Source organism: Actinoplanes subtropicus (assembly GCF_000721705.1).
Taxonomy (GTDB): Bacteria; Actinomycetota; Actinomycetes; order Mycobacteriales; family Micromonosporaceae; genus Actinoplanes; species Actinoplanes subtropicus.
On record NZ_JOJL01000031.1, the window covers coordinates 25,551 to 42,256 of the forward strand.

At 70.3% G+C, this 16,706-nt stretch carries 18 protein-coding genes; 14 read left to right on the top strand and 4 right to left on the bottom strand.

The features are described 5' to 3' along the window. Positions 1-24 precede the first annotated feature (24 nt). Genes fliW through IH26_RS0137645 form a run of 4 tightly spaced genes read right to left on the bottom strand, consistent with a single transcriptional unit; the run spans position 25 to position 3,282 of the window. Entirely contained in the window at positions 25-423 is a 399-nt protein-coding gene (gene fliW, locus IH26_RS0137630) for a flagellar assembly protein FliW (RefSeq protein ID WP_063763795.1), read from the bottom strand. A gap of 41 nt (positions 424-464) precedes the next feature. Continuing rightward, positions 465-1,379, bottom strand: coding sequence for a flagellin N-terminal helical domain-containing protein (locus tag IH26_RS0137635; RefSeq protein WP_030441055.1), 915 nt, complete (start codon positions 1,377-1,379; stop codon positions 465-467). Between the two features lie 14 nt (positions 1,380-1,393). After that, on the bottom strand, positions 1,394-2,797 hold the full coding sequence (gene flgK, locus IH26_RS0137640) for a flagellar hook-associated protein FlgK (RefSeq protein ID WP_030441056.1): 1,404 nt from the start codon (positions 2,795-2,797) through the stop codon (positions 1,394-1,396). Continuing rightward, positions 2,797-3,282: a flagellar protein FlgN gene (locus IH26_RS0137645; RefSeq protein WP_030441057.1), complete on the bottom strand. Its 486-nt coding sequence runs from the start codon at positions 3,280-3,282 to the stop codon at positions 2,797-2,799. Before IH26_RS0137645 ends, flgK begins: the two co-directional genes overlap by 1 nt. A gap of 254 nt (positions 3,283-3,536) precedes the next feature. Between IH26_RS0137645 and IH26_RS64075 the strand changes: the two genes are divergently transcribed. The 14 genes from IH26_RS64075 (at position 3,537) to IH26_RS56480 (ending at position 16,702) form a co-directional block, all read left to right on the top strand. Continuing rightward, on the top strand, positions 3,537-4,859 hold the full coding sequence (locus tag IH26_RS64075) for a flagellin N-terminal helical domain-containing protein (RefSeq protein ID WP_030441058.1): 1,323 nt from the start codon (positions 3,537-3,539) through the stop codon (positions 4,857-4,859). 114 nt (positions 4,860-4,973) lie between these two features. Beyond that, positions 4,974-6,392 (top strand): flagellar filament capping protein FliD, encoded by a 1,419-nt coding sequence (gene fliD / locus IH26_RS0137655; protein WP_030441059.1) that lies wholly within the window; start codon positions 4,974-4,976, stop codon positions 6,390-6,392. A gap of 55 nt (positions 6,393-6,447) precedes the next feature. Next, positions 6,448-6,828: a flagellar export chaperone FliS gene (gene fliS, locus IH26_RS0137660; RefSeq protein WP_030441060.1), complete on the top strand. Its 381-nt coding sequence runs from the start codon at positions 6,448-6,450 to the stop codon at positions 6,826-6,828. A gap of 4 nt (positions 6,829-6,832) precedes the next feature. Then, positions 6,833-7,153: a hypothetical protein gene (locus IH26_RS0137665; protein WP_030441061.1), complete on the top strand. Its 321-nt coding sequence runs from the start codon at positions 6,833-6,835 to the stop codon at positions 7,151-7,153. A gap of 165 nt (positions 7,154-7,318) precedes the next feature. Further along, positions 7,319-7,666 (top strand): flagellar basal body rod protein FlgB, encoded by a 348-nt coding sequence (locus tag IH26_RS0137670; RefSeq protein ID WP_030441062.1) that lies wholly within the window; start codon positions 7,319-7,321, stop codon positions 7,664-7,666. Between the two features lie 3 nt (positions 7,667-7,669). Next, on the top strand, positions 7,670-8,062 hold the full coding sequence (locus tag IH26_RS0137675) for a flagellar basal body rod protein FlgC (protein WP_030441063.1): 393 nt from the start codon (positions 7,670-7,672) through the stop codon (positions 8,060-8,062). A 4-nt stretch (positions 8,063-8,066) separates the two neighbouring features. Next, the gene (gene fliE / locus IH26_RS0137680; protein WP_030441064.1) at positions 8,067-8,393 is read left to right on the top strand and encodes a flagellar hook-basal body complex protein FliE; all 327 of its coding nucleotides are present in this window, start codon (positions 8,067-8,069) and stop codon (positions 8,391-8,393) included. Position 8,394: 1 nt separating this feature from the next. Then, on the top strand, positions 8,395-10,011 hold the full coding sequence (gene fliF, locus IH26_RS0137685) for a flagellar basal-body MS-ring/collar protein FliF (RefSeq protein ID WP_030441065.1): 1,617 nt from the start codon (positions 8,395-8,397) through the stop codon (positions 10,009-10,011). Positions 10,012-10,102: 91 nt separating this feature from the next. Next, positions 10,103-11,128 (top strand): flagellar motor switch protein FliG, encoded by a 1,026-nt coding sequence (fliG, locus tag IH26_RS0137690; protein WP_034216779.1) that lies wholly within the window; start codon positions 10,103-10,105, stop codon positions 11,126-11,128. Continuing rightward, a complete protein-coding gene (locus IH26_RS0137695; RefSeq protein WP_281179832.1) occupies positions 11,112-11,792 on the top strand; it encodes a FliH/SctL family protein in 681 nt (226 codons plus the stop codon). The genes fliG and IH26_RS0137695 overlap by 17 nt, the downstream gene beginning before the upstream one ends. 20 nt (positions 11,793-11,812) lie before the next feature. Beyond that, complete coding sequence (locus IH26_RS0137700; RefSeq protein ID WP_245665858.1) at positions 11,813-13,096, top strand: FliI/YscN family ATPase; 1,284 nt, start codon at positions 11,813-11,815, stop codon at positions 13,094-13,096. A 118-nt stretch (positions 13,097-13,214) separates the two neighbouring features. Continuing rightward, on the top strand, positions 13,215-13,667 hold the full coding sequence (locus IH26_RS0137705; protein WP_030441069.1) for a flagellar export protein FliJ: 453 nt from the start codon (positions 13,215-13,217) through the stop codon (positions 13,665-13,667). Between the two features lie 5 nt (positions 13,668-13,672). Next, entirely contained in the window at positions 13,673-14,680 is a 1,008-nt protein-coding gene (locus IH26_RS64080; protein WP_034216780.1) for a transglycosylase SLT domain-containing protein, read from the top strand. Between the two features lie 63 nt (positions 14,681-14,743). Continuing rightward, positions 14,744-16,702, top strand: a complete 1,959-nt coding sequence (locus IH26_RS56480) for a flagellar hook-length control protein FliK (RefSeq protein ID WP_051809241.1) — start codon at positions 14,744-14,746, stop codon at positions 16,700-16,702. Positions 16,703-16,706: the final 4 nt, after the last annotated feature.

The following is a 16,706-nucleotide window of genomic DNA, read 5'->3' on the forward strand; positions in this document are numbered from 1 at the left end:
CCATCCGTGGATCGGGCGTGGACGTCAGTACGCCCGATGCATGATCGCGCGGACCGGGTACCCGGAGCCGCTCAGCACCACCTGCATGGCCCGCATGGAATCCCGGTCGACCACGATCGGAGCCAGCAGGTTGGCGGTGGTCTCGTCGACGCCGGCGGTGATCACCGTCAGCAGCAGCAGCCGGTCGGTGTCCCGGGTGTTCAGGGACGCGAACACCTCGTTCTCGATCTCCGGCGCGTAGTCCGGGAAGAACGGCTCCGGCGGGGCCACCAGGAAGCGCAGCTCCGGGTCCTGGATGGACGTGAAGGCGTAGAGCAGTCCGTCGTCGTTGAGCCGCACCAGGACGAACTCCCGGTGTGCCGGGAAGCCGGGCATGGGTACCGCCATGGTGATGGTCGGCAGGCCCAGCGACGGGTCGATCATCGTGGTCTCAATCGGTCGGGACGCGGTGCGAGTACTCATGGTCACCTCAGGAAATCGATGAGCGAGGGCTGGATCACCTTGGCCGTGGCGGCCAGGGCGGCCTGGTACGAGGTCTGCTGGATCTGCAAGTCCATGATCGCCTTCGGCAGGTCGACATCCTCGATGTCGGACAGCTGCGACTTCACGGACAGCAGATGGTCGTCGGAGGACTGCTTCATCTGCTCAACCCGATTATATCGGGCGCCTACGTCCGAAAGGGCGGATTTCAGAGTTTCATGGGCGGTATCGAGATTTTGCAGACCGGTGTTGACGGCGTCTTCGTCGCCGCTGCGAATGCTGTCGGACAGGTTCTTCAGCACGGTGAACAACTCGGTGCTGCTGCCCGGCTGGCCGAACGCCTCCGGGCCGTTGGTCTCGATCCGCACCTTGGCGTTCGGGCCCACCGTCCGCGTCGTCGGGTCCGTGTTGCCGACGTATTTCACCTGCCCCGGGTTGGCCGGGTCGTCGGCGTACGCCACCGAACCCGGTGTGGTGCCGCCGAAGACGGGCCGATTCATGTACTTGACGTTGGCCTGGGTCACCAGCGTGTCCCGGATGTTGTCGATCTCCACGGCCAGGGCCTGCCGGGACTGGTCGGTGTTGCTCGTGCTCAACGCCTGCAGGGTCAGGTCGCGTACCCGGATGATCGAACTGGACGCGTCGCCGAGAGTGTCCTGAATGGTGCCGAGCCAGCCGAGGCCGTCCTCGGCGTTGCGCCCGTGCTGCTGGGTGGCGCGTACCTCGCCCCGCAACTGCAGCGAGGTGACCGTCCCGGTGGGCGAGTCGGAGGGCCGACTCAGCAGCTTGCCGCTGGAGATCTGCGACTGCAGCTTCTGTCCACGCTGGAGGGAGCGTTGCAGGTCGCCGAGCGCCTGGCCGACCATGTTGGTCTCGGTGACCCGGCTGGGAATCGTCATGGTTCAGTCCCCCGTTAGCGGCCGACCAGGCCCGTCCGGTTGACCAGCTGGTCGAGCATCGAGTCGATCGTGGTGAGCACCCGCGACGCCGCCTCGTAACCGCGCTGGTAGGTCAGCATGTTGGTCATTTCCTCGTCGAGGTTGACCCCGGACTCGGCGTTGCGAGAGGTGTCCACCTGGTCGCGTACCGCGTCCTGGATCTCGCTGCGCCGGCTCACCGCCTGGGCCGAGACGCCCAGCCGGCCGATCATGGCCTGATAGGTCGCGTCCGGGCTGTCCGTCGAGTTGCTGATGTCGGAGAGCTGGTCGGCGACGTTGTGGTCGAGGGCGGGAGTGTTCGGATCCGTCGGGTTGCCCTTGGAGAACGCGACGTCCTTCGGGTCGGTGGTCGTCACCTTGATCGTGCCGGCCGTGGTTCCGGTGAAGAGGGGGGCGCCCGGGGTGCCGTCGATCGTGTACCCGCTGGCCTGAGCCGTGTTCACCGTGGTGGCGATCGCGTTCGCCACCCCGTCCAGGTCGCCGACGATGCCCGGGATGATGGTGTTCATCGTGTCGAGCATGGCGCCCATCGTGCCGCCGGGGCTGGCGTTCGTCTTGGAGTCGTTCCACTGCAGCGCGACCTTGTCGGTCGCGGTGATGCCGTCGAGCGTGGTCGGGCCGGTCAGCGTCATCGACCGTGCGTTGAAGCCCTCGACCAGCGCGGTGTTTCCGATGTAGACGTTGACCGCGCCGTCCGGCGTGGCCTGCGCGCTCGCCCCGGCCAGCTCGGACAGCTGCATCACCTTGCGGTCCCGCTCGTCCTGCAGCTCGTTGGCGGGCAGGCCGGCCTGTTGCGCGATGACGATCTGGTGGTTCGCGTCGGCGATCGAGCTGCCGAGGGCGTTGACCTGTTTCACGTACGCGTCCATCTCGGCGTTCTGCGAGGCGAACTGGTTGGCCAGCGCGGTGTGCGTGTCGTTCAGCGTGGTCGCCACGGTGTTGCTGCGCTCGAGCATCGCGGTCCGGGTGGACGGGTCCTGCCAGTTGTTCGCCACGTCGTTCCAGGAGTCCCACATGTCGTGCAGCCGCGCCTGCAGCGCCGTGTCGCTCGGTTCGGCCAGGACGCTCTCGATCTGGTCGTACGCACCTTTCTGGCTGGCCAGATAGGCCGAGTTGCCGTGCTCGGTGCGGCCGCGCTCCTCGAGGTAGACATTTCGTCCGCGTTCCACCTCAGCAACCGTGACCCCGGTGCCGACCTGATCGGTGGTGGCGTACACCCCGGGATTCAGGCTGCCGGTCTGCGCCTGCATCCGGACCCGCTGCCGGGTGTAGCCCTCGGTGTTCACGTTCGCGATGTTCTGCCCGGTGACGTCCAGGCCGCGGCGCTGCGCGTAGAGCGAGGTGAGCGCCGTGTTGATGCTGCCGAATGTGCTCGCCATCAGATCGCCTCATCCACCAGGCTGGAGCGGCGCACGCCGCCGGAAACGGTCTGGCCTTGCGGTCCGTACGTTTCCACAGTTTCGGCGAACGCGAGCATGGTTTCGCGGGCTGCGCGCTGACCGGCGGTGAGCAGATCCCGGTTCACGTCGGCGAGCGCGCTGATCTCGGAGGTCAGCATCAGGAACGCCTTGCGGTGCTGGTGCAGCAGGTCGGCCCAGGGTGGCGGCGCGGCGTCGGCCAGCTCGCCGAGCGACGCCTCCGGGTTGAGCCCGAGCTCGACGGCGACGTCCTGCGAGTACGCGGCCCGGATGACCTCGGTCTGCCGGATCTGGTCGAGGACCACCTCGACCTCGCGGGTGGCGTGACTGAGCCAGCGGGAGCGATTGGACGCGAGGAGCAGCTGCTCCTCCTCAAGCTTGAACAGCAGCATCTCCAGCAGCTCACGTGATCGCCACAGGACGCTGGCCAGGTCGGTCAGACTCACCCTGGTCCTCCGTCTCGCTACACCCTCGGGCGTGCCCCCTCGACATGCCCGCTCATTCGGACAGGTCGGCACGTCCGCCGCTCCGCTGAGGATTTTCCCCCGATCGGACGTTCCCGGGCTTTCTTCCGGTTCGCCGGAAAAGGGCGAAGAAATCTCGGAGACTGCTCATGACCGGCGGCGTAACGCCGATCGGAGCCGGCGCATCGCCTCGGCTCACGGATGGGCCGGAATGACCCCTCAAGGAGGAAAACCACATGGGTCTCCGCATCAACCAGAACATCGCCGCGCAGAACGCCTACCGGAACCTGTCGATCACCGACAGCCAGATGTCGAAGTCGCTGGAGAAGCTGTCCAGCGGTTTCCGCATCAACCGGGCGGCCGACGACGCGGCCGGCCTCTCGATCTCCGAGGGCCTGCGTGCGCAGATCGGCGGCCTGAAGGTCGCCGTGCGCAACACCCAGGACGGCGTCAGCGTCGCGCAGACCGCTGAGGGTTCGCTCAACGAGGTCACCTCGATCCTGCAGCGCATGCGCGACCTGTCGGTGCAGGCCTCCAACGCCGGCGCCACCGACTCGGACGCGGCGGCCGCGGCGAACAAGGAAATGACGCAGCTCAACGCGGAACTCGACCGGATCGGCAGCACCACCGCCTTCGGCAAGCAGAAGCTGCTCGACGGCACCTTCGGCTCGACCAAGACGACCGCGGCCACCGCGATCGCGGCGACCGACCCCACCGCGACGCCGCCCGGCGCCGTCCCTCAGCTCCCGGACAAGGCGACCACCGCCGGCTCCGGCAGCTGGACCTTCAAGCTGACCGAGGTCGCCGGCTCGACCAAACTGCCGGACGGCACGGCGATGCCCGCCGGCGGTCTCACCGTGACGGTGGGCGCGGTGGCCACCGACGCATCGCCACAGGATCTGGCGAAGGCGGTCAACTCGGCGATCTCGACCACGCTCAAGCAGAACGGCTACCAGGGCAACGAGGTCACCATGTCGGCCAAGGTCGACAGCCAGAAGAACACCACGTTCTCGATGAGCGGCGCCGGCGACTTCGCCATCACCGACACCGACAGCGTCCTGACCACCGCGTCGGCGGTCGCGGTAGGCGCCAACCTGAACACCGGCGGCCTGGGCATCAACGTGGGCGCGGCCGGCACCATTGCCACCACCGACCTCTCGTCCACCGGCGGCAACAACGGCTCGTTCCAGGTCGGCTCGAACGCCAACCAGAAGATCAACATCCAGATCGGGGCGGTGAACTCGGAGAGCCTGGGCACCGCGTCGCTGGACCTGACCTCGGACCCGGACAGCGCGATCACGGCCATCGACAAGGCGATCACGTCGGTCTCCGACTCGCGGGCCGCGCTCGGTGCGTACCAGAACCGGTTCGACCACACCATCAACAACCTCAACGTGGCGGTGGAGAACCTGTCCGCGTCGGAGTCGCGCATCCGGGACACCGACATGGCGCAGGAGATGGTGTCCTACACCCGGGCGCAGATCCTGACCCAGGCCGGTACCTCGATGCTGTCGCAGGCGAACCAGTCGGCGCAGAACGTGCTCTCGCTGCTCCGCTAACCGAGCTACCACCGGTACGAACTGAATACGCAACGCTCACGGCCGAATAGGTGGGGGTAGCTGGCAGACGGCGCCGGCTACCCCGCTTTCTTTTGCTACGAAAGGCAGGCCAAGGTGACCAGCTCAGTTGACGGACTCGTCAGCGGCCTTCAAACCTCCTCCATGATCAGTCAGCTGATGTCGATCGAGGCCCAGCCGCAGGACGCACTCAAGAACAAGGTGAACACGGCGCAGACCGCCGTGACCTCCTACCAGTCGGTCAACTCGAAGGTGGCCTCGCTGAAGAGCGCCGGCGACACGCTCAGTCAGCTCAGCACGTGGCGGGCGATCAAGGCGACGTCGAGCTCGTCGACGGTCTCGGTGAGCACCTCCACCAACATCAACGCCGCCACCGGCAGCCTCACCTTCGATGTGACCTCGCTGGCCAGCAAGCAGTACACGACGATGGCGGTGGACACCACGCCGGTCGACACCAACGGGGACGGCAAGAACGACAGCACGACCGCGCTGTCGGTCCCCGACACGATCACGGTCACCACCGGCTCGTATGACGAGAACGGCGTGTTCACCGGCTCCGCCGACGCCAAGTCCATCGACATCAGCGCCGACAAGTCGGCGGGCGGCATCGCAAAGGCGATCAACGCGGCCAACTGCGGCGTCACCGCGTACGTCCTGACGACCGGGCCCAACGCGGGCGTCCTGCAGATGACCAGCGCCAAGACCGGCGCGGCCAACGGCTTCCAGATCGGCGGCCTGGACGGGTCCGGCCTGAGCGGGGACTCGCCGGCCACCACCAGCGCCAAGGACGCGCAGCTGAAGGTCAACGGCGGCGGTGGCAACACGTACACGGTCAGCAGCAGCAGCAACACCTTCTCCAACCTGATGGCCGGCGTGACCCTGACCGTCTCCAAGCAGGAGGACGCCGTCACGGTCGACGTCGCCAACGACACCAGCTCGATCGCCGACCAGTTCCAGGCGATGGTGGACGCGGCCAACGCGGCGCTGCAGGAGATCGGCAAGCAGACCGCGTACGACCCCTCCACCAAGACCGGTCAGCCGCTCACCGGCGACTTTTCGGTACGCGAGATGTCGCAGAAGATCCTGAGCTCGATCAGCATGGGTCTGTCCTACGACGACCCGGCCTCGACCACGGACAACCCGCTACCCAAGATCAAGTTCGGCTCGCTGTCGCAGATCGGCATCCAGCTGGACAGCACCGGGCAGCTGACCTTCGACCGGGCCAAGTTCAACGACGCGTACGCCAGCAACCCGACCTCGATCCAGCAGGCCGGCATCGCGTTCGGCGACCAGGTCGAGTCCATGGGTGACTCGATGGCGACCAGCCTCACCTCGATCATCACCGGACGCAACAACGAGATCAGCGGCCTCAACGACCAGATCAGTGACTGGGACGTCCGCCTCGCGGCCAAGCGGGAGGCGCTGCAGAAGCAGTACGCCGACCTCGAGGTCTCGCTCGGCAAGCTCAAGGACCAGTCCAGCTGGCTCTCCGGCCAGCTTGCCGGCCTCCACTGACCCGTACGCCCATCCCGGCCCCTGACGCCCCAGGACAAACGACCCGAGGAGTCCGATGACCGCCCCGCACCTGCGCGACCGCTACCTCCAGGATTCGATCAACACCGCCTCGCCCGGCAAGCTCCTGCTGATGCTCTACGACCGGCTGGTCCTCGACCTGATGAAGGGGGAGGAGGCGCTGCGCACCGGCGAGCGGGAGGAGTCGCACGAGCGGCTCACCCACGCCCAGGAGATCGTCATCGAGCTGCGCACCAGCCTGGACGTCGACGCCTGGTCGGGCGCGCCGGCCCTGGCCAACCTGTACGGCTGGATGCTGACCGAGCTGATCGGCGCGAACATCGCCCGGGACGCCGACCGGGTCGCCGCCTGCCGGGCCTTGGTGGAGCCACTGCGCGACGCCTGGCGAGAGGCGGCCGCCGCGGCGGTCGCCGGCTGAGCCGGTGACCGGCGACTGGCGCGGTGCCTGGACGGCCGCGCTCGACGAGCTCGAACTCGACGTCACCCAGATCGAGGCCATGCTGGCCGACGAGCACCGGAACGCCGAGACGCCACCGGCCGACCTCTGGCGCCCGCCCACCGAGCTCGGCGCCCTGCCGCTGGAGCTGAGGCCGCGGGCCGACGAGATCCTCACCCGCCAGCTGCGGGCCGCCGAGGAGATCGCCCGCCGGCTCACCGCCAACCGCAAGCAGCTGGCGGTGACCGCGCGGATCGAGACCGGGGAGGCGGTCAAGCGGCCGGTCTACGTCGACCGCGCCATGTAGCTCACGAGAAGGTCCCGGGCCCCCGGGACCTTTTTGTGTGCAACCTCGCGGCAACCGATACGCGCTCAGCGGATCGCGGCTCGGGCCGAACTGCATGGTACGAGCACGGATTGCTCAGCGGAAAAGCCACGGATCGGCGCCCCTTGACGAACCCAAGGAGCTGCTGTGTTCGACGATATTTCGTCCTCCTCCCTGCGCGTCGCCGCCGCGGGTCTAGCCGCCCGGCAGAGCGCCATCGCCAACAACATCGCCAACATCGAAACCCCCGGCTACCGGGCCCGTAAGGTGGAATTCGAGCAGGCCCTGAGCGGTGCGATCGCGCACGGCGACTCGCCGGACTCGGTCACGCCGAGCACGCAGACCTCCCTCGAGCCCACCCGGCTCAACGGCAGCAACGTGAACCTCGACGAGGAGACGTTGTCGCACATCGACACCACGATGCGCTACCAGCTCACCATGCGTGCCCTGGACAGCAAGTACGGCCTGCTGCGCGACGCGATCAAGGGAGCCTGATAGATGAGCACGTTCAACGCGATCGGGGTCGCGAGCACCGGCGTCACCGTCTACCGCAAGTGGCTCGACGCGGTGTCCGACAACATCGCCAACATCGACAACGTCAGCCGTACCAACCAGAAGGCCTTCCAGGCGCGGTACGTGGTCGCCCAGGAGGCGGCGGACGGCAAGGGAGCAGAGGTCGGCGGGGTCGCCTTCGGCAGCGCCCAGGGCATCCTCACCTACGACCCGGACAACCCGCTGGCCGACAGCAAGGGGTACGTACGCCGGCCGGACATCGACCTCGGCGGCCAGATGTCCCAGATGATGATGGCCCAGCGCGCCTACCAGGCAAACCTCGCGGTCGTCGACCGCGCCAAGGACTCGTACACCGCCGCGATCAACCTGGGGAAGTGAGTAGATGACCTCTCCCATCAGCGCCATCAGCGGGCTCTCGGGCGTCGGCGGTATCGACGCGGTCCAGGGCGTCGACGCTCCGCAAGGCACCGACGCCACGCAGGGCCCGAACGCCGATTTCGGCAACATGCTCAGCAAGGGCCTGGAGAGCGTGCAGGCGTCCCAGTCCAAGGCCGACAACCTCGCGGTCCAGGTCGCCGACGGGACCCTGCAGGACCCGGCGCAGTACACGATGGCCGCCACCGAGGCGTCCCTGGGCATGGAGCTCACGCTCGCCATCCGCAACAAGGCCGTGGAAGCCTTCCAGGAGATCATGAGGATGCAGGCCTGACATGACCGACCGCCTTCCCGCTCCGGTCCGCCGCATCACGGACACCTTCCGGTCCTTCACGCCGGGCCAGAAGGCCGTCACGTTCGCGGCGGTGATCGCTCTCGTCATCGGCGCCTACTTCTTCGCCACCTGGGCGTCGCAGCCGACGTACTCGATCCTGTTCAACAACCTGTCGACCAAGGACGCCAGCGCGATCGTCGACTCGCTGCAGAAGTCCGGCACCAAGTACGAGCTGGCCAACGACGGGCAGACCATCCTGGTCCCGCAGGATCAGGTCAACAACCTGCGACTGTCGCTGAGCGGCCAGGGCCTGCCCGGCGACGCCGGCACCGGGTACGCGCTGCTCGACCAGCAGGGCATCACCACCAGCGACTTCATGCAGCACACGAATTACCAGCGGGCTCTGGAAGGCGAGCTCTCCAACACCATCAAGTCGATCGACGGCGTCGAGGCGGCCACCGTGCACCTCGTCATCCCGCAGAAGGACGTCTTCGCCGACGACCAGGACAAGCCGACCGCGTCGGTGCTGGTCGCCTCCAAGGAGACCCAGCCGCTCAGCGGCCAGCAGGTGCAGGCCATCGTGCACCTGGTCGCCTCGAGCGTCGAGGGGCTCGACCCGACCGAGGTCACCGTGGCCGGCGCGGACGGCAAGATCCTGTCCACCGGCGGCGGCGAGGCGGTCGGCACCGGCGGGGACAACAGCAATGAGGCGCAGACTCTCGCGTTCCAGAACCGGATGAACACCTCCCTGCAGAACATGCTGGACAGCGTGGTCGGCCCGGGACATGCGGTGGTCACCGTGAACGCCGACATGGACTACGACCAGACCCAGACCACCACCAAGACCTACAACGCCGACCCGTCGCTGCCGGCGCTCTCTGAGAGCAACAGCCGGGAGGCGTACAACGGGGCCGGCAACTGTGCCGGCGGCGTGCTCGGCCCGGACAACATCTCCGGTCCCGGCTGCACCACCGGCACCACCGGCACCGGTCAGTACGAGAACAGCCAGTCGACCAAGAACAACGCGATCAACGAGACCCAGGAGGTCCGCAGGAGCGCGCCGGGCAGCATCAAGAAGATGAACGTCGCCGTCCTGCTGGACAGCACCACGGCCGGCACCATCGACCCGGCCCAGGTGCAGCAGCTGGTCAGCGCGGCGGCCGGCATCGACGCCACCCGCGGCGACACCATCGCGGTCAGCGCCATGCCGTTCGACACCAGCGCGGCGAAGGCGGCCCAGCAGGCCCTGAACGCGGCCGCGGCGGCCGACCAGTCGGCCAAGCAGATGTCGCTGATCAAGACGGGCGCGCTCGGCGCCGTGGTGCTGGCGCTGATCTTCCTCGCCTGGCGGGCCAGCCGCCGGTCGAAGAAGCGCAAGGGGCTGACCCCGGAGGAGCGCAAGCACCTCGAGGACATGCAGGCGGCCCTGGAGCAGCAGCGCCTGATCGAGCTGAACGAGGCCATCCCGGCCCAGATGCTCGAGGCCGCGCCGGACACGTACTCGGACGGGGAGGCGCGCGAGGAGCGCGTCCGCGAGATCGAGCAGATGGTCAAGGATCAGCCTGACGAAATGGCGGTGCTGCTGCGCGGCTGGCTGGCCGCCGACGCCACGCACTGAGCCCGGACGGGCGGCCGGCTTTTGGCGGCCGCCCGTTTTGCTGCGTTATGCGGATTAAGATGGGTTCAGGCCGGGGCTGAGGGAGTACGCGTTGACCACACCGCAACTCACCACGCTGTCGATGACGGGCGTGCGCAAGGCAGCGATCATGCTGGTGCAGTTCGGCAAGGAACAGTCCGCGCAGGTTCTGGCCAACATGTCCGAGAAAGAGGTCGAGATGATCTCGGCCGAGATCGCGCGGCTGGGCAAGCTCGACCCGATCGTCGTCGACGACGTGCTCGACGAGTTCTACGCGATGGCCACCACCCGGTACGCCGGGTCGGGCGGCATGGACTACGCCCGCGAGCTGCTCGAGGCCTCCCTCGGCAAGGAGCGCGCGGCGCTGATCCTGGACCGCCTCGAAGCCTCGATGAACGACATCCCGTTCAACTTCCTCAGCCACGCCGACCCCCGGCAGCTGCTCTCGTACGTGCAGTACGAGCACCCGCAGACGATCGCGCTGGTCCTCGCGCACATCCCGGCGGCGCTCGCCTCGTCGATCCTGGCCGGCCTGTCGCTGGAGGTGCAGACCGAGGTCGCGCACCGGATCGCGGTGATGGACCGCACCTCGCCGGAGATCATCCGCCAGGTCGAGGCCGCGCTGCAGCGCAAGCTCTCCACCGTGCTGCAGCCGGACGAGCTCTCCACGGTCGGCGGCCTGCAACCGCTCGTGGAGATCATCAACCGCGCCGACCGGACCACCGAGCGGCTCATCCTGGAGGCCCTGGACGCCCGCAGCCCCGAGCTGGCCGAGGAGATCCGGCGCCGGATGTTCATGTTCGAGGACATCGTCAACCTCGAGGACCGCGCCGTGCAGCTGGTGCTGCGGCAGGTCGAGCCGGCCGACCTGGCCACCGCGCTCAAGGGCGTGCCGGAGACGGTACGCGACAAGGTAACCCGGAACCTGTCCGAGCGCGGCCGGGAGAACCTGCTCGAGGAGATCGACCTGCTCGGCCCGGTCAAGGTCAAGATGGTCGAGGAGGCCCAGGCCAAGATCGTCAGTGTGATCCGCTCGCTCGAGGACTCCGGCCAGATCGAGGTCCAGCGCGGCGGCGAGGCCGATGAGCTCATCGCCTGACCCGCGCAACCCGGTGATCCGGGGCGCGGTCGCGGAGAGTGCGGCCGCCGCGAACTTCGCCAAGAACCTCGGTCCGGAGACGCCGGCGGAGACCGCGGAGAACCTCGAGCGGGCCCTGGAGCAGGCCCGCACGACCGGGTACGCCGAGGGCTGGGCCCAGGGCCAGCGGGAGTCGGCGGTGGCCGCCGAGGAGGCCGCCACCCGGGCCCGGATCGCCGAGCAGGCCCACGACCAGCGCCGGGCGGCCGCGCTCGCGCAGGCGGTCAACGCGCTCGGCCGGGCGGTCACCGCGCTCGAGAGCCAGCTCATGCCGACCTTCACCGAGCTGCAGGAGGTGCTGCTCGCGCACGCCTTCGAGCTGGCCGAGGCGATCGTCGGACGGTCGCTGGACGACCCGCAACGGCGTACCGCGGACGCGTTGCGCCGGGCCATGGCCGCCGCCCCGGAATCCGGCCCGCTGGTGGTCAGCCTCAGCCTCGAGGACTACCAGACGCTGGTCGGCACGGACGGCGCCGACGACTTCGACTACGAGGGACGCCACGTCAGCCTGCGCCCGAACGCCGAGCTGCGCCCGGGCGACGCGACCGTCGACAGCGGCATGGCCTCGGTGGACGCCACGATCGCGGCCGCGGTGGCCCGCGCCCGGGAGGCACTACGCTTATGACCGATTTGTTCCGTCACCGGATGGAAGCGGCGGTGAAAGCGGCGCAGCCGCTCGCGCGCGGCAAGGTGACCGGCGCGGTGGGCCTGCGGGTGACCGTGAGCGGGCTCGAGGCGCGGGTCGGCGAGCTGGTGCGGATGGGCGACGGCCCGGAGGCGGTGTTCGCCGAGGTGGCCGCGATCGACGGGGAGAAGCTCTCCTGCCTGCCGCTCGGCCCGCTCGCCGGCATCGGCGCCGGCACCCCGGTGACCAGCACCGGCGGGCCGCTGCGGGTGCCGGTCGGCCCGGACCTGCGCGGCCGGATCCTGGACGGCCTCGGCCGGCCGATGGACGGCGGGCCGCCGCTGCGCGGCGAGCAGGTCGGCATCGAGGCGGCGCCGCCGTCGGCGATGGAGCGGCAGCTGGTCGACGCGCCGATGCCGCTGGGCGTACGGGTGCTGGACACGCTCGTGCCGTGCGGCCGGGGCCAGCGGATCGGCATCTTCGCCGGCTCCGGCGTCGGCAAGTCCAGCCTGCTCAGCATGATCACCCGAGGCACCTCGGCCGAGGTCAACGTGGTCGCCCTGGTCGGCGAGCGGGGCCGGGAGGTGCGCGAGTTCATCGAGCACGACCTGGGCCCGGAGGGGCTGGCCCGCTCGGTGGTGGTGATCGCCACCTCGGACGCGGCGCCGCTGGTCCGGCTGCGGGCCGGCGCGGTCGCCACCCGGATCGCCGAGTACTACCGGGACGAGGGCGCCGACGTGCTGCTGCTGATGGACAGCGTGACCCGGGCGGCCATGGCGCAGCGTGAGGTCGGCCTGTCGGTCGGCGAGCCGCCGGCCACCCGCGGGTATCCGCCGTCGGTCTTCGCCATGCTCGCCTCGCTGCTGGAGCGGGCCGGGCCGGGCGCCCGGGGCAGCATCACCGGCCTCTACACCGTGCTGGTCGAGGGCGACGACCACAACGAACCGATCGCCGACGCGGCCCGCTCGATCCTCGACGGCCACATCGTGCTGGACCGGAAGCTGGCCACCGCCGGCCACTTCCCGGCCGTGCAGGCGCTCGACTCGATCTCCCGGGTGGCCAACCGGATCACCACGCCCCAGCAGCGGGCGGACGCGACCGAGCTGCGCCGCCTGATGGCCGCCCATCGCGAGGTACGCGAGCTGGTCGAGATCGGCGCCTACGTCCCTGGCACCAACCCGGACGCCGACCGCGCCAACGCCATCTGGCCGCACATCACCGCCTTCCTCCGCCAGAACCTCGACGAGCGGGTCACCCCGGAACAGGCCTGGGCCGCCCTGCACGCCATCGCCAACGCGACCTGAACATCTCCTCCGGTGCAGGTCGGGTGCAGTGTCTCGGCGGACTCAGCGATCGGGGGCGGGGGCCGAACCGGTCATGTGAGGGAAGGCTCCGCCCGCCCGCGCTAGGAGGCAGAAAACCTTGAACCGCCTGTTCCGACTCGGCCCCGTGCTCCGCGCCCGCAAAGCGCAGGAGGACGCCGCCCTGGGCACGCTGAACCAAGCACGCGCCGACGTCGTCGAGGCCCGGGCCCTGGCCAAGCGCCGCCACCTGGACCTGGTCGGCGCCGAGGCGCCGACCGAGGGCACCGCCCGGGCCATGGTCGCCTCGCTGGTCGCCCGGCAGTCGCTGGCCGCCAGCCTGTTCGGCGCGCAGCGCATGGTCGCGGACGCCGAGGAGGTCGAGCGCGAGCGGCTCGCCGTGCTGGCCGACGCGGCCAAGCGCCGGCGTGCGGTCGAGCTGATGGCCGAGCGGCACGCGGAACTGGTGCGCGCCCATGACCTCAAGGTCGACCAGGCCGCCCTCGACGAACTGACGATCACCTCGAAGGCCCGGAACATGGCCCGCAGCCTCACCGAAGGGAGTCCCGCGTGACTCTGATGGGCGTATCCGGAGTGCTCTCCCGGATCCAGGACATCCAGAGCCAGTTCAACCCCGGCGCGATCAACCCGGACGGCAGCACGGTCGTCCCCGGCACGGTCACCATGTCCGGCGGCGGTGGCGGCGACTCGGACTTCGCGTCGCTGCTCGACAACGCGAACGGCGGCGCGTCGTCGACGACCGGTGCGAACGGCAGCGTCACCGGCGACGCCGTGGTCTCGGACGCCAAGAAGTACCTCGGCATCCCGTACGTCTTCGGCAGCACCGACCCCGGCAAGGGCCTGGACTGCTCGTCCCTGGTCCAGCGCGCCTACGCCGACCTCGGCATCCAGCTGCCGCGCAACTCGTGGGAGCAGGCCAAGGCCGGTCAGCCGGTGGCGAGCCTGGCCGACGCGAAGCCGGGCGACATCCTCGCCTTCGGCTCGCCGGTCCACCACGTCGGGATCTACCTCGGCGACAACCAGATGATCGCGGCGCCGCACACCGGTGACCACGTCAAGATCCAGAAGGTGTACGAGCAGCCGGCCGCGATCCGCCGGGTGGTGACCGACGCCGCCGCGGTCGCCGCCCAGAACCTGGCAGCGGTCCGGCCGGCCGTGCTTCAGGGCACCGGTGGGCTGGCCGGCGTGCCGTACGGCGATCTGTTCGTGAAGGCCGGCACCAAGTACGGCGTCTCGCCGAAGCTGCTCGCCGCGGTCGCCAAGGTCGAGTCCGGCTACGACCCGCACGCGGTCAGCGGCGTCGGCGCCCGCGGCCTGATGCAGCTCATGCCGTCGACCGCCAAGGGCCTCGGGGTGGACGACGCGTTCGACCCCGAGCAGGCGATCCTCGGCGGGGCCAAGCTGCTCGCCCACAACCTGCGCGAGTTCAAGTCGCTGCCGCTGGCGCTGGCCGCCTACAACGCGGGCGGCGGCGCCGTGAAGAAGTACGGCGGCATCCCGCCGTTCGCCGAGACGCAGGCGTATGTGCCGAAGGTCCAGCGGGCCCTGGCCGCCCTGGGCGGCTGATCCGCCGTTCTCCAAGACTGAACACGACCGACCTCCGTTCTCCACGACTGACAGGAGATCCGCATGAAGATGCCGAGTTCCGTGACGGGACCGGACCGGGCGAGCGGAACCGACACCGGGCGCCGGACCACCGGCCGGCGTGGGGACGGGGGCGACGACTTCGGCTCGGCTCTCTCGGCCGAGCTCAGCCGTCCCGGACGCGACGACGACCCGGCCGCCGCGACCAGGGCCGCCGACGCCCGGGCCGCCGACGCCCGGGCCGCGGATGCCCGGGCCACCGACGCGAAGGCCGCCGACGCGAAGGTGGCGAGCAAGGTCGCGGCGGATCGAGCCGCCGCCGACCGGGCCGCTGCGCACCGCGCCGCCGACCGCACCGCGATGCAGCGGGACGCCGACCGGGCCGCGGCCGACGACCGGGCCGACGAGGCCCGGGCGGATGAGGCGCGAGCCAACGAGACCCAGGACGACGACCGCGCGACCGCCGACAGCCGCCGGGTCGCCGACCAGGACGGCGCCGACCAGGCGGGGGACGACGAGGTGCGCGCCGACCGGGCCAAGGACGCCGCGCGCGAGCGGTCCGAGGCGGCCGAGGCCAAGGACGACACCGGCCCGGCCGACGCGACCGAGGGCAAGGTCAAGGACAAGGACAAGACCAAGGACGACAAGGACGGGAAGAAGGCCGGCAAGAAGGACACCAAGATCACCGGCGGCGAGACCGCGACGCCGGGCCAGTCCGGGCAGCCCGCCGCGGTGGCGTTGCCGGTTGCCACCGCCACGGCTGCGACCTCGACCGAGAAGCCGAAGGCGGAGACGGAGACGGAGACGTCGAAGACAGCGACCCCGAAAGCGGCAGCCAAGTCGATCACCGGAGTGGCGCCGGCGGCCGGCCCTGCGGTCACCGCGCCCGCTGCCGCGACGCCGGGGACGGCTGGTACGCCGGCAGCGCCGGGCCAGCCGGTCGCTCCGAGCACCGCCACTCCGGCCGGCCCGGGCGCGAACGCGGTCGCCGCCACGGCGGCGCCCACCGGCCCGGTCGCCCGCGACGCTGCCGGCAAGCCGGTGGCGGCGACCAAGGCCGAAGCGGCCAAGGCGGAAGCGGCCAAGACCGAGGCGCCGGCCACCGAGGCGAAGCCCGCGCAGCCGCCGGCCACCACGCCGGTGACCAAGCCCGCCCCGGCCGCCGCGGCAACCACGCCCGGCCCGGCGAAGACCACACCGGCGACCGACCCGGCCGCCCAGCCGAAGACCACGCCCGCCGCGCCGGACGCCAAGCCGGCCACGCCCGACGCCGGCCAGGCGCCGGTGGCGACGGTCGCGCCGGTGGCGACGGCCGCGACGGCCGCGACTGGCGCCGCCGACCAGCCCGCCCCGGCTCCGGCCGCCGCCCACCCGGCCACGCCGGACGCCACGACCCCGCCGCCGACCGGCCTGCCGCCGGCCCCGGCCGCCACCCCGGGGGTCGCGACCGACGGGACGGCGACCCCCGGCGTACTCGGTCAGGCCGGTCTGGCCGGAGTCACCGGACCGCAACCCACCGCCCCGGCCACGCCCGCGGCCGGACCGGCCCCCGCCGCCACGATGGCCTCGCCGGCACCGCCGCCCGCCGCGCAGATGGCGATGCGGATCGCGCCGCTGCGGCTGGAACCGGACGGCGTGCACCGGCTGACCGTGCACCTGCACCCGGTCGACCTCGGCCCGGTGCAGGTAGTGGCCGAGGTGCGCAACGGGGACATCACCCTGCAGCTGACCGGCACCACCGATGCCGGCACCGACGCGCTGCGCGACGCGCTCGGCGACCTGCGCCAGGAACTCGCCGACGCGGGCTTCGCCAACTGCACGCTCGACCTGCGGCAGGGCAGCGCGCAGCAGGAGCGGGCCCGGCAGCAGTTCGCCGAGGCCGGGTACGCCTCCTCGGGCCGCCGCGACGCCGAGCCGACCGGTCCGGCCGCGCCGGCGACCGTCGAGCCCGGCCGCACGCTCGGCCGCACGCCGGGCAGCAGCCGGCTGGACATACACGCCTGACGAA